At 72.3% G+C, this 13,439-nt stretch carries 9 protein-coding genes; 1 reads left to right on the top strand and 8 read right to left on the bottom strand.

Annotated features, from left to right (window positions below):
* Positions 1-6 precede the first annotated feature (6 nt).
* Genes ACGFI2_RS06300 through ACGFI2_RS06275 form a run of 6 tightly spaced genes read right to left on the bottom strand, consistent with a single transcriptional unit; the run spans position 7 to position 7,860 of the window.
* The gene (locus ACGFI2_RS06300) at positions 7-864 is read right to left on the bottom strand and encodes an amidohydrolase family protein (RefSeq protein WP_393511504.1); all 858 of its coding nucleotides are present in this window, start codon (positions 862-864) and stop codon (positions 7-9) included.
* The gene (locus ACGFI2_RS06295) at positions 861-2,174 is read right to left on the bottom strand and encodes an enolase C-terminal domain-like protein (protein ID WP_393511501.1); all 1,314 of its coding nucleotides are present in this window, start codon (positions 2,172-2,174) and stop codon (positions 861-863) included. Before ACGFI2_RS06295 ends, ACGFI2_RS06300 begins: the two co-directional genes overlap by 4 nt.
* Before the next feature lie 25 nt (positions 2,175-2,199).
* Positions 2,200-3,240: an ABC transporter permease gene (locus ACGFI2_RS06290; protein WP_393511498.1), complete on the bottom strand. Its 1,041-nt coding sequence runs from the start codon at positions 3,238-3,240 to the stop codon at positions 2,200-2,202.
* Positions 3,233-4,774, bottom strand: a complete 1,542-nt coding sequence (locus ACGFI2_RS06285) for a sugar ABC transporter ATP-binding protein (RefSeq protein WP_393511495.1) — start codon at positions 4,772-4,774, stop codon at positions 3,233-3,235. Before ACGFI2_RS06285 ends, ACGFI2_RS06290 begins: the two co-directional genes overlap by 8 nt.
* The gene (locus ACGFI2_RS06280; protein WP_393511492.1) at positions 4,771-5,838 is read right to left on the bottom strand and encodes a sugar ABC transporter substrate-binding protein; all 1,068 of its coding nucleotides are present in this window, start codon (positions 5,836-5,838) and stop codon (positions 4,771-4,773) included. Before ACGFI2_RS06280 ends, ACGFI2_RS06285 begins: the two co-directional genes overlap by 4 nt.
* Positions 5,839-5,877: 39 nt before the next feature.
* On the bottom strand, positions 5,878-7,860 hold the full coding sequence (locus ACGFI2_RS06275) for an alpha-L-fucosidase (protein ID WP_393511489.1): 1,983 nt from the start codon (positions 7,858-7,860) through the stop codon (positions 5,878-5,880).
* Positions 7,861-8,145: 285 nt separating this feature from the next.
* On the opposite strand from ACGFI2_RS06275, the gene ACGFI2_RS06270 reads away from it, so the two are divergent.
* Complete coding sequence (locus ACGFI2_RS06270; RefSeq protein WP_393511486.1) at positions 8,146-8,889, top strand: GAF and ANTAR domain-containing protein; 744 nt, start codon at positions 8,146-8,148, stop codon at positions 8,887-8,889.
* Between the two features lie 18 nt (positions 8,890-8,907).
* Here the strand turns inward: ACGFI2_RS06270 and ACGFI2_RS06265 are convergent, their stop codons facing one another.
* Positions 8,908-9,207: an STAS domain-containing protein gene (locus ACGFI2_RS06265; protein ID WP_393511483.1), complete on the bottom strand. Its 300-nt coding sequence runs from the start codon at positions 9,205-9,207 to the stop codon at positions 8,908-8,910.
* Positions 9,204-13,400, bottom strand: coding sequence for a SpoIIE family protein phosphatase (locus tag ACGFI2_RS06260; protein WP_393511480.1), 4,197 nt, complete (start codon positions 13,398-13,400; stop codon positions 9,204-9,206). The genes ACGFI2_RS06265 and ACGFI2_RS06260 overlap by 4 nt, the downstream gene beginning before the upstream one ends.
* Positions 13,401-13,439: the final 39 nt, after the last annotated feature.

Genomic DNA, 13,439 nt, shown 5'->3' with positions numbered 1-13,439 from the left:
CCGGGGTCACGTCGGTGGTCCGGTCAGGCCGTAGGTGCGCACGGCGGTGCCGGCGAAGATCTCCTGCCGGTGCCGCGTCGGCAACGGCGGCAGCGCGCTCTCCAGCGCGCGGCGCACCCCCGGGTAGTCGGACCGGAGCAGACAGACCGGCCAGTCGGAGCCGAACATCAGACGATCCGGCCCGAATTCGTCGACGGCCGCCTCGACGAACGGTGCCAGGTCGGCCGGTGACCAGCGCGGCGCGGCCTCGGTGACCAGTCCGGACAGCTTGCCGGTCACGTTGGGATGGGCCGCCAGCGCGGCGAGCGGGTCCCGCCAGTCGCGCAGCCCCGCGTCTCCCCGGTCGATGCGGGGCTTGCCGAGATGGTCGAGCACCAGGCGGAGTTCGGGCACCGCGCGGGCGGCCCGGGCCGCCGCCGGCAACTGGTCGGCGCGGATCACCAGGTCGAACACGAGGCCGGCGGCGGCGACCTGGGCGAGGCCACGCCGCACCTCGGGCCGGTCCAGGTAGTCCGGGTCCGCCTCGGCCTGCACCTGGGAGCGCACCCCGACCAGGAAGTCGCCGCCGCGCAGCTCCCGTTGGCGGCCGATGGTGGCCGGGACGTCGTCGGCCGCGACGTCGAGCCAGGTCACCACCCCGAGGATCGGTGGCGTGTCGGCCGCGTACCCGAGGAACTCGGCCGCCTCGTCGCGGTGGCAGCGCCCACCCTCCACCAGCACGGTGCCGTCCACACCGGACGCGGCCAGCTCGGCGGTCAGGTCCGCCGGGGTGAAGGGACGGCGGATGGCGGCCAGTTCGGGCGCGTCGAGCCAGGCGTACCCGTGCTCCGGTCGCCACAGATGGTGGTGCGCGTCGACGATCATGCGCGGGCCGCGCCGACCGTCGTCCACCGCGCGCCGCCGGGGAACCGGTAGTCGGCCCGCGAGCCGGCCAGGATCTCCGCGCTCATGCCCGGCGCGCTCGGCGCGCGGTACCGGCCGTCGCGGACGACCACCGGGTCGGTGAAGTGCTCGTGCAGGTGGTCGACGTACTCGATGGCCCGGTCCTCGGTGCTGCCGCTGAGCGCGACGAAGTCGAACATGGCCAGGTGCTGCACCAGCTCGCACAACCCCACCCCGCCGGCGTGCGGGCAGACCGGCACGCCGAACTTCGCGGCGAGCAGCAGGATCGCCAGGTTCTCGTTGACGCCGGCGACCCGGCAGGCGTCGATCTGCACCACGTCGACGGCGCCGGCCTGCAACAACTGCTTGAACATCACCGCGTTGTGCGCGTGCTCGCCGGTGGCGACCTTCACCGGCGTCAGGGCCGCGCGGACGGCGGCGTGCCCGAGCACGTCGTCCGGTGAGGTCGGCTCCTCGATCCAGTACGGGTCGAAGGGCGCCAGCGCGCGCATCCACCGGATCGCCTCGGGCACGCCCCAGACCTGGTTGGCGTCGACCGCGATGCGCACGTCCGGCCCGACCGCCCGCCGGGCGATGCCCAGTCGGCGGACGTCCTCGCCCAGGTCGGCGCCGACCTTGAGCTTGATCAGGCGGAAACCCGCGCCGACCGCCTCCGCGCAGAGGCGGGCCAGCTTGTCGTCGTCGTAGCCCAGCCAGCCCGGCGTCGTGGTGTAGGCCGGGTAGCCCTCGGCCAGCAGCCGGCGCTCCCGGTCGGCGCGCCCGTCGCGGGCGGCCCGGAGCAGTCCCAGCGCGTCGTCCTCGGTGAGGGCGTCGCGCAGGTAGCGGAAGTCGACCTGGCCCACCACCTGCTCCGGGGAGAGGTCGGCGAGCAGGCGCCACAGCGGCTGCCCGGCCCGGCGGGCGGCGAGGTCCCACACCGCGTTGACCAGCCCGCCGGCGGCCATGTGCACCACGCCCTTCTCCGGGCCCAGCCAGCGGATCTGGCTGTCGCCGACCAGCCGGCGGGACAGCGCGCCGGGGTCGGCGAGCAGCCGGTCGACCGGCTCCCCGACCACCATGGGCGCCAGCGAGCGCAGCGCCGCGACCTGGATCTCGGTGCCCCGCCCGACGGTGAACACCAGGCCGTGGCCCTCCGCGCCGGCCGAGGTGCGCAAGATGACGTACGCGGCGGAGTAGTCGGGGAAGGGGTTCATCGCGTCCGACCCGTCCCGCTGGACAGACGTCGGGAACCGTACGTCGATGGCTTCTACGGACGTGATGCGTTCGCTCACCGGGTCTCCTGGGGATCGGACGGACTCATGTCTGTGCCTTGCCGCCGGTGATGCGCGAGACCACGAGGGCCACCAGGATGACCGTGCCGTTGAGGAAGTTGGTCCACTGCGCGGGCACCCCGGCCAGGGTCAGCACATTAATGATCATGAAGAGCAGCAGGACGCCGGTGAACGCGCCGAAGACGCTGCCCCGGCCGCCGTTGAGACTGACGCCGCCGATCACCGCTGCCGCGAAGACCTGGAAGATGGCGCCGCTGCCCTGGGCGGCCGGCACCGCCGCGAGCCGGCCGCTGATCAGCAGGCCGGCGAGCGCGGCGAGGACGCTCGCCACCACGAGGGCGATCCACAGCACCCGGTCGGTCCGGATGCCCGCCGCGCGGGCCGCGTCGGTGTTGCCGCCGATCGCGTAGAGCGCCCGGCCGGCGCGGGTGAAGCCGAGGACGACGATCCCGGCGGCGAAGAGCAGCAGCGACACCCAGATGGACGCCGGCACGCCGAGCCAGCTGGTCGAGCCGAGGTAGGTCATCGACTCCGGCAGCGCGAAGAACGTCTGCCCGCCGGAGATGCCGGTGAGCAGCCCGCGCAGCACGATCAGCATGCCCAGCGTGACGATGAACCCGTTGAGCCCGAAGCGCACGATGAGCAGCCCGTTGAAGGCGCCGACGAGCGCGCCGACGAGCAGCACCACCGGCACCGCCCAGGCGCCGGGCAGCAGGTCGAGCCCGAGCCCGCGGGTGAGCGCGGGGTCGACGGTCAGCCAGGCCGCGATGCCCGGCGCGAGACCGAACGTCGACTCCAGCGACAGGTCCATCCTGCCGGCGATCAGCACGATGGTCTGCGCGAGGACCACGATGGCGATCTCCGACATGCTCTGCAGCACGTTGATGATGTTGTCGGTGCTGAGGAAGACCGGACTGACGATCCACCCGACGATCGCGACCGCGACGATCGCCGGCACCAGCGCCAGGTCGCGCAGCCGGGCGACGGCCAGGCTCCGCGACGAGGACGCCGGTGGCGCCGGCGGCGCGGCGGGGGACGGGGTGGCGGTGGACACCGTCTCAGACATGGTGGAGATCCACCCCTTCCATGGCGGCTACCAGGTCGTTGTCGCTCCAGCCGGGCGCCAGCTCGCCGACGACCCGGCCCTGGAACATGACCAGCACGCGATCGCAGATCCGCAGGTCGTCGAGTTCGTCGGAGACGACCAGCACGGCGGCGCCGCGACGGCGTACGTCCGCCACCACGCCGAGCAGCGTCTGCTTGGACCGCACGTCGACGCCGGCGGTCGGCGCGATGAGGACCAGCAGCTTCGGATCGCCGGCCAGTGCGCGGCCCATCACCACCTTCTGCTGGTTGCCCCCGGACAGGTCGGCGACCGGTACGTGCGGTCCGGTCGCCTTGACCGCCAGGTCGGCGATGGTCCGCCGGGCCAGGGCGTCCCGCCGGTCCGGGGAGATCAGCCCGTACCGGGAGATGCGGTCCGGCACGGTCATGGTGACGTTCTCCGCGATGGACAACGACGGCACCAGGCCCTCGCGGTGCCGGTCCTGCGGCACCAGCCCGACCCCGGCGGCGAGGGCGTCGGGCACGCTTCCCGGGCGCAGCGCGCGCCCGTCGACGGTGACCGTTCCGCCCGCCGGCCGGGCCAGCCCGACGATCGCCTCGGCGGCCTCGACCTTGCCGCTTCCGCCGCTGCCGGCGAGGCCCACGACCTCACCGGCTCTGGCCTCCATGGTCAGCTCGGCGCCGGACGAGGTGACCAGGTCCCGCACCGACAGCAGCACCGGCGCGTCGGCCGGCAGCGGCCGGTGTTCCGCCCTGGGCATGGCCACGTCCTCGCCGGTCATCGCCGCCACCAGCGCCGGTCGGCTCAGCTCGGCGACCGGCGCGGTGAGGATGTGCCGCGCGTCGCGGAAGACCGTGACCTGGTCGCAGATGTCGTAGATCTCCTGCAGGTGGTGGCTGATGAACAGGAAGGTCACCCCCTGCGCGCGCAGGTCCCGGATCCGGGTGAACAGCCGGTTGATGCCCGCGCCGTCGAGCTGCGCGGTCGGCTCGTCGAGGATGATGAACCGCGCGCCGAAGGAGAGCGCCCGGGCGATCTCCACGAACTGCCGTTGCTCCACCGAGAGCGCCGAGGCGGGCTGTCGGACGTCGACCTCGACCGACCAGGCCGCCAGCGTCCGCTCCGCCTCGCGGCGCAGGCGGGACCAGCGGATCAGCCCGTCGCGTCCCCGGGCGTGCCGGTTCAGGAACAGGTTCTCCGCGACGGTGAGGGTGGGGATGATGGTGGACTTCTGGTAGACGCAGGCCACCCGCCGTCGCCAGGCGTCTCGGTCGCCCAGCGGTGGCGCCGGGCTTCCGTCGAAGGCCACCGCTCCGTCGTCCGGGGCCTGGAGTCCGGTGAGGATGCCGACCAGCGTCGACTTGCCGGCGCCGTTGCGGCCGACCAGCGCGTGCGTCTCACCGGGCCGGACCACGATGCTCGCCTCGCAGAGGGCGACCGTCGAGCCGAAACGTCTGGTGACACGCACCGCCTCGACGACGGGCCGGCGCTCGCCGACCGGCCCGCCGTCGAGGGTCTGCGGGGCGGTGCTCATGCCTGGTTGCCCCACAGCGAGCGGTCGTCGAACTTCGCCGTGGGCTGACCCGCGACCGGCGCCCCGTCGAGGGTCACCAGCGGCGCCGGTAGCTGGTCCTCGAGCAGTCCGTCCCGGACCTGGATGATGGTGCTGTCGTGGTCGGTGGGGCCGGGCCGGAACGTCTTTCCCTCGATCGCGGCCTTGACGTACTCCAGCCCGTACCGGGCGTACAGGTCGGCCGGTTGGCTGACGGTGGCGTCGATCAGCCCTTTGCCGATGTCGGCCAGCTCCTCCGGGATGCCGTCGTTGGAGACCACGAAGACGTGCTTCGGGTCGGTCGGGGGCACCTGGAGGCCCCGCTGCTTGAGGATCTGCAGCGTGCCCGACAGCGCGAACGAGGACTGCATGTAGACGCCCTTGACGTCCGGGTCGGACGCGAACCGGGTCTGCAACTTCGTCGCGGCCACGTCGGCCTTCCAGTCGGTGGCCTCGCCGAACACGGTGATGCCCGGGTAGTCCTTGCGCATGCACTCGCCGAACGCCTCGGTGCGGTCCCGGCCGTTGATCGAGTCGAGGCCGCCCTGGAGCATCACCACCTTGCCCTTGCCGCCGAGCTTGGTGCCGAGGAACTGGCACGCCTTCGTGCCGTAGGCACGGTTGTCGGCGCGTACGACCATGAAGACCTTGCCGGTGTCCGGCCGGGTGTCGATGGTGACCACCGGAATCTTCTTGCCGTCCAGTTGAGCGAGTGTCGGCGCGATGGCCGCGGTGTCCTGCGGGGCCATCACCACGCCCTTGACGCCCTGGCTCATGAACGTCTGGGCGTTGGAGATGAGGTTCGCGATGTCGTTCTGCGAGTTGGTGGTCTTCAGCTCGACCTTCAGCTCGCCGGCGAACTGCGGCACGTACCTGATGTACGAGTTCCAGAAGTCGGTGTCGGAACGCGGGTAGTCGACGCCGACGACCGGGCGCGCGTCGCCCGACCCGCCGCCCGCCGTACGGTCACCGCAGCCGGCGGCGGACGCGACCGACGCGCCGAGCATCAGGGTGAGGCCCGCGCTCAGGAGAGCCCTACGGGTCATGGTGCTGCCTCCATCATCCGGGAAGGCCGTCGGGGGCGTTCAGACGGCGGTGATCGACCACTGCAGGTTGGTGCTGCCGTCCCAGCTCCACTGCTTGACCGGGGAGCCGGAGGCGACCTGGCCGCCGCCGTCGAGCACCAGGCCGGTCGCCCGGTTGGCGATCCGGTACCGCCCGTTGCCCTGGTCGGTGAGCTGCCACTGCTGACTGGCGCCGCCGTTCCACGGCGCCTGTCCGGCGGCCACGCCGTTACCGGTCCGGCCGAAGCCGTCGACCACCATCCCGTTGGTCCGGTTGACGATCCGGTGGTAGCCGGTGCCCAGGTCGACGAGCTGCCACTGGAGGTTGGTGCTGCCGTCCCAGGTCCACTGCTTCAGCGGCGACCCGGAGGCGACGTTGCCGCCGCTGTCCAGTGCCAGGCCGTTTGTCGCGTTCGTGATCCGCTGCCACGTGGTGGTGCCGCCACCCAGTGCCGGGATGGTGCCGTTGAAGGTCAGCTTGATGACGTACGCGGGCGCGCTGAACGGCGCGTTGGCCGAGGGCAGGGTGATCCGCAGACCGCTGGTGTCCTGGGTGCGGGTCGGCAGGTTGACGTAGCTGCCGGCGGTGGAGTCGAGCAGTTGCACGGCGGCCAGGCTGCTCAGGTTGATCCGGTTCGAGGCGAGCGTGGTGATGGTGACCGAGCTGCCCGGCCAGCCGAGGACCGTGGCGTACAGCACGGTGTTGGCCTTGTTGCGGGTGAACCGGATGTCCTGCGCGGTGCCGGCGCGCGGGGTGCTGAAGGATCCGCCGCCCATCTGGGTCGGGCCCTCGCCGTACGTCGTCCAGGCCCGGGTGGCGTACACGGACTCGCCGAAGCGGCGCAGGTAGTCGCCGATGGCGAGCAGGATGCTGCGCTGCCCGGCGGGGATGGTGCCGTCGGCCGTCGGCGCGATGTTGAGCACCATGTTGCCGTTCTTGCTGACCCGGTCGAGCAGCGAGTGCAGCATCTGGTTGAGCGAGTAGTAGCCGATCCCCACCGTGTAGCACCAGCTGGAGCTGCTGATGCTGTCGTCGGTGAGCCAGTAGGGCTGGCGCAGCGCGGCAGGGCCGCCGCGCTCGTAGTCGAAGACCGTGCCGCCCAGGTCCAGGCCGTCCTTGTAGGTGGCGACGACCTCCTTGTCCCACGCCACGGCCCGGTTGTAGTAGTAGGCCAGGAAGCGCAGTCGTTGCGCCTCGCTGATCCGGGTGAGGTTGAAGTCCTGCCAGATCATGTCCGGCTGGGCCTGGTCGACCACCTCGCGCAGCTTGTCGTACCAGAGTTGCTCCTGCGCGGCGGTGCCGAGCTGGCCGTAGAGCTTGCGCAGGCTCGGGTCGGACTGCTGCGGCGCCCACTGGTAGAAGCCGGTGAAGTTGTACGCGTGGTGCATCGCGACCATGACCTTGAGGCCGCGTGCGCGGATCGCCTCGGTGTGCAGGCGGAGCAGGTCGAGCCGGGGGCCGCGGGCGACCGAGTTCCACTCGTTGACCTGGCTGTTCCACATGGAGAAGCCGTCGTGGTGCTCGGCGACCGGTCCGGCGAAGCGCGCGCCGGCGTCGGCGAACAACTGGGCCCACTCGCCGGGGTCGAAGTTGCCGCCGGCGGAGCGCAGCTTCGGGGCGAACTGGACGAGGTTGCCGGCCTTGTCCCGGGCCCCGTTGATGAAGTTGTGGTAGGGCCACGCCGACGGGTCGCCGTAGACGGCCTTGTGGTGGTTGTTCTCGTTCGAGCCGTTGTTGTACATGTTGCGCGGGTACCACTCGTTGGCGAAGGCCGGCACGCTGAACACGCCCCAGTGGAAGTAGATGCCGAACTTGGCGTCCTGGAACCACTCGGGCGCGGCCGGGTGCTGGCCGACCGACGCCCACGTCTCGGCGTAGCTGGACGGGCCGGGGATGGCGGCGGTGGCCGGCATCGGACGGGCGACGCCGCCGACGGCGACCGCGGCTCCGCCCGCGCCGAGGGCGGCCAGCAGGGAGCGGCGGGTGAGGTGGGGACGGGACATGGCGATCCCTCCGAACGCGGTGGTGGGTGGTTCCCGGCGTAGACATCAGACGTTAAGCGCCTCAATCGGGTGACGTCAATGCTTGGAAGCTCGGTCCAGCCGGGAAGGACTCTCGTCGTCCGGGACAGAACGTCATACGAATGTCCGGCGACGACGATTTGTCGCGTTAACGTTAACATCGATTGAGCCCGATTTTCTGTTCGATCGCCCGGGAACCGGGTACGTGTCACAACTTCCGAGGGCTTCGCTGAGCGGAGCCGCCCGAGCGGAGGCGAGGGACGGCAGATGCGCGAGAAGAAGCCGAACCAACGCGGCCTGCCGTCGACGGCGTACGGCGGCCCCGACCTGGACCGGCTCGGTCTGGTGCTCGTCGACCTGGCCCGCCGTCTGCAGGACGAGAAGGGCGAGCAGAGCACGCTCGACGCGATCGTCGGCGCCGCCGTCGGCACCATCCCCGGCGCCGACCACGCCGCCATCTCGGAGATCCGGGACCGGCGCCGGATCTCCACGACCGCCACGACCCACCAGCTCCCGTGCGACGTCGACCAGGTGCAGTACGACACGAACCAGGGGCCCTGCCTGTCGTCGCTGTACGAAGAGGTGACCGTGCGGGTGGCCGACGTGCGGGCCGACGCGCGCTGGCCCCGGTTCAGCCACGGCGTGGCCGAACTGGGCCTCGGCAGCATGCTGTCGTTCCAGCTCTACGTCTCGCACGACAACCTCGGCGCGCTGAACCTCTACGCCGAGCCGCCCGACGCGTTCGGCGACGAGTCGGAGCAGGTCGGCCTGCTGTTCGCCGCGCACGCCGCGATCGCCATGTCCGACGCCCGGCAGATCACCCAGCTCACCCAGGCGCTCGGCACGCGGGACCTGATCGGCCAGGCCAAGGGCATCCTGATGGAACGGCACCGGCTCACCGGTGAACAGTCGTTCCGACTGCTCGTCGTCAGCAGCCAGCACACCAACACCAAGCTGCTCGACGTGGCCCGTCACCTGGTCGAGTCGGGTGAGCTCACCGCGCCGCGATGAGCGCCGCCCCCAGGCGGGTCAGCCGCTGCGCACCGTGGTCAGGTCGGCCAGCCCGGAGATGGTGAGCAGCGGCTCCAGCAGCGGGCTGGCGACCAGCGCGATGCGCTCGGCGTGCGGGAACAGCACGGCCAGGCCGGCGCTGTCCAGATATTCCACCTCGGTCAGATCCACCACCAGCGGATCGCCGTCGGGGCGTACCGCGGCGTCCAGCGCGGCGCCGAAGTCGGCCGCGTTGCTGAGGTCGATCTCGCCGACCGCGGCCAGCACGCGCGTGCCGTCGGGGGTGTCGCTGGTGGTGAGCGTCAGGGCCGTGCTCATCGAATGATCCTTGCCTGCATGTCGACGGTGGTGCCGGTGGCGCCCGGCGTCACGGTGATGCTGTCCATGAGAGCACGCATCAGGACCAGCCCTCGACCCCGGCTCGGGTCCGCCGGGCGGTTCTGCTCCCGCCAGTGCCCGCTGTCGGTGACGCTCAGCCGCAGCGCGTCGGCGGTGGCGGCGGCGCGGAGCCGGATCCGTCCGCCGGGGCTGTCGCGGTGGCCGTGCTCGATCGCGTTGGCGCACGCCTCACCGGCGGCCACCAGGACGTTGTAGGAGTGTGCCGGAGCCAGGCCGCACCGGTCCAGCCAGCCGCGCAACGCGGTGCGCACCTCGGCCAGGCGCGACGACTCGGCGGGGAAGTCCAGCTCCAGCGGCCCCGGGTGGCGGTAGAGCAGCAGGGCCACGTCGTCGTCGTACCCGCCGTCCGGGGTGAGCCGCTCCATCACCTCGCTGGCCAGGGCGTCGATCGGGATGGAACGGCCCTCCTGGATGGTGGCGGTGGCCCGGTCGATGCCGGCGGTCAGCGGCTGGCGACGGCGCTCGACGAGGCCGTCGGTGTAGAGCATGAGCGTGGCCCGGGCCGGCACCGTGGCCTCGGCCTCCGGGCGTTCCCGGCCGGTGCGCACGGCGAGCGGCCGGGAGCGGCCCTGGGCGAGGAACTCGGGCGTGCCGTCGGCGTGCACCACGATGGCCGGCGGGTGCCCGGCGCTGGAGTAGCGCAGCCGGCCGGTGGCCGGGTCGAGCACGCCGCAGAAGACGGTCGCGCACTGCGCGCCCGGGAGCAGCGCGGCGAACCGGTCCAGGGCCATCAGCGTCTGGGCCGGGCTGGCGTCCTGGAGCAGCAGCGCCCGGCAGGCGCTGCGCAGCTGCCCCATCACGGTGGCGGCCCGCAGGCCGTGGCCGACGCAGTCGCCGACCACGATCCCGATCCGCCCGTCGGGCAGCTCGACCGTGTCGTACCAGTCGCCGCCGACCTTCAGCGGAAGCGTGGCGGGGGCGTAGCGCACGGCGAAGCCGGCGGGCAGCTGGGACGGGCCGAGGATCGCCCGTTGCAGGGCCAGGGCGGTCTCCCGCTGCTGGTCGATCTGGTGCACGCGGTGCAGTCCCTGACCGACGTGGCCGGCGAGCAGCGCCAGCAGGGTCTGGTCCTGCTCGGTGAAGGGCCGCTTCTCGCCCAGGTCGATCCAGAGCGCCATGGTGCCGTACGGATGCTCGATGGTGATGCCGGCCCCGTGTGCCCGGGTCGCCACCGGAGTCAGCAACGGCGTGTCGCGCAGCGCGAGCAACGCCTGCCGGCGCTCGTCCGGCAGCGACTCCCAGCGCAGCAGCGGGTCGGTCGCCGTGACGTCGGGGGCGGGGGAGTCGCCGAAGACGGCGGTGACCACGCCGGTGGCCCGCCACAGCTTGCGCATCTCGTCCAGCACCCCGCGCAGGGCGTCGGTGAGGTCGTCCGCCTGGGACAGGCGCATGCTCAGCCCGGCCAGCGCGGTCTCGCGTTGCACCGCGTAGTGCTCGGCGGTCACGTCGCGGAAGGTGCCCACGATGACCCGGCGCCCGGTGTCCGGGTCGTCGACCTGGTTGAACGAGGCCGCGGTCCAGAGCCGGTGCCCGTTACGGTGGGTCACCGGGATGGTGTAGGTGCCCTGCGTCCGGCCGAGCAGCTCCGAGAACGCGGCGGACACCTGACGGTGCGCCTCGGGCTCGGCCTCCGGGTCCGGCCACCACGGCTGCACCGGCCGGTACGGCAGCCCCTCGGGCCCGTAGCCGAGGATGTCGGTGAAGGCCGTGTTGATCTCGACGATCGCGCCGTCGGAGTCGCAGACGAAGAACGCCTCCTGCAACGAGTCGACAAGCGCGGTGCGCCAGCGGGCGTGGTGGTTGCGCAGCCGGGCCAGCTCCACGTTCGCCCGCACCCGGGCCAGCAGCTCGGCGGCCGGGAAGGGCTTGACCAGATAGTCGTCGGCGCCGGCCTCCAGTCCCTCGATCGAGGCATCCTGGCCGGCGCGGGCGGACAGCAGCAACACCGGCGTGCCGGCGGTCCGCGGGTCGGACCGCAGCGCGGCCACCAGTTGCAGGCCGTCGAGCCGGGGCATCATCACGTCGCTGACCACCAGGTCGGGGGTGTGCGTACGAGCGGCCTCCAGCGCCGCCTGCCCGTCGGCGACGGCCCGCACCCGGTGCCCGGCGGAGCGCAGCAGGCGGGTGAGGTATTCGCGCATGTCGGCGTTGTCGTCGGCGACCAGGACCCGGGCCGCGACCTGTCCCGGCAGGGCCGGCGCCGGCCCGTCGACCGGCGCCGGGTCGTCCGGGACCACCTCGGCGGCCGGATCGGTCGGCAGCCAGCGCAGCGCCTCCTGCACGAACGGCTCGGCGGAGACCGGGGCCCGGCCCGAGCCGGGCGGGGCCAGGGCGTCGGCGGGCAGATGGGCGGCGCCGAACGGCAGCCGGACCGTGAACTCGGTGCCCCGGCCGGGCGTACTGCTGGCGGTGATGGCGCCGCCGTGCAGCCCGATCAGCTCCTTGACCAGCGCCAAACCGATCCCGCTGCCCTCGTCGGACCGGGACCGGGCGTTCTCGATCCGGTGGAACCGCTCGAACAGCCGGGGCATCTCGTCCTCGGCGACGCCGATGCCGGTGTCGGTGACCCGCAGGACGGCCTGCCCGTCCTCGGCGCGCAGCACCACCCGGACGGTGCCGTCGAAGGTGAACTTCAACGCGTTGCTGAGCAGGTTGAGCACCACCTTCTCCCACATGGCCGGGTCGACGTGCACCGGCTGGGGCAGGGGCTGGCAGTCGACCTCGAAGGCCAGACCGGCGCGTTCGATCGCGGAGCGGAAGACGCTGGCCAGGTCGGCGGTCACCGCGGCCAGGTCAACCGGCTCGAAGCGGGCCTGCATCCGGCCGGCCTCGATGCGGGAGAAGTCGAGCAGGCTGTTGACCAGCTTGCCCAGGCGCAGCCCGTTGCGACGGATCACCTCCAGTTCCTCGCGGGTCTGCTCGTCGGCGTCCCGCAGCCGGCCACGCAGCTCGTCCACCGGCCCCATGATGAGCGTCAGCGGGGTGCGGAACTCGTGGCTGATGTTGGAGAAGAACGCGGTCTTCACCCGGTCCAGCTCGGCGAGCTCCTCGGCCCGTCGCTGCTGCGCCTGGTAGCTGCGGGCGCTGGCGATCCCGGTCGCCACGTGCCCGGCGGTCAGCTCCACGAACCCGCGGTAGCCGTCGTCGAGTTCCCGGTAGCGGTTCAGCCCGGCCACCAGGAATCCGTACGGCGTGCCGCCCTGCTGGCGCAGCGGCACCAGCAGGGCCTGGGTCGGCGGGTCCGGCCAGCCGCCGGTCGGCAGGTCGCCGAACCGGTCCCCGTCCAGCGGCACCAGGACCGACTCGCCCTCGGTCAGGGCCCTCGCCGGCCAGCGGGCCGCGGCATCGCCGGGCGACAGCGTCGACGGGGCCGCCGGGTGGCCGGCGGCGACACCTGTCGCCTCCGCCAGCCGCGCGTCGCCGTCGTCGTCGAACAGGTACGTCAGCGTGAACGGCAGGTCCCACGGGTTGCGCCCCAACTGGCGGCCGGCGAAGGCCAGCGTCTCCTGCTCGGTGCGGATCACGCTCGGGTCCGAGCCGAGGTCGCGCAGCGTGGCCATCCGCCGCTCGCCGATGACCCGTTCGGTCTCCTCGCTGACCACGCAGAGCATCCCGACCCGCGCGCCGTCGTCGTCGCGCAACGGGCTGTAGGAGAACGTGTGGTAGGTCTCCTCCCGGTAGTCGGAGCGCTCCAGGAACAGCAGCAGCCCCTCGTCCCAGGTCGCCTCGCCGGTGCGCAGCACGGTGTCGATGCGCGGGCCGATGTCGTCCCAGATCTCCGCCCACACCTCGTTCGCCGGCCGGCCCAGCGCCCACGGGTACTTGCGGCCCAGCGTGTCCCGCCGGTAGGCGGCGTTGCAGAAGAAGGTCAGCTCGGGGCCCCAGGCCATCCACATCGGGAAGCGGGAGGAGAGCAGGATGCGTACCGCGGTCCGCAGGCTCTGCGGCCAGCGCTCGGGCGGGCCGAGCGGATGTGCCGACCAGTCGACCCGCGCCAGGTCCGGACCGATCTCACCGTCGACGGCGAACACGTCGGCGCGTGCCCGCGGGTCGCTGCCAGCGCCGGTCATCGCCCGGGTCTCCCTCCACCGCAACTGATCGTGCTCGCCCACGTCGGGCACCTGTCCGGGACGACAAAACGGACACGAGCG

It is taken from the genome of Micromonospora sp. NPDC049282 (assembly GCF_043197045.1).
In the GTDB taxonomy this organism is placed as follows: domain Bacteria; phylum Actinomycetota; class Actinomycetes; order Mycobacteriales; family Micromonosporaceae; genus Micromonospora.
Note: the sequence above shows the minus strand (reverse complement) of the source record. Positions and strands in the feature narration are given on the sequence as shown.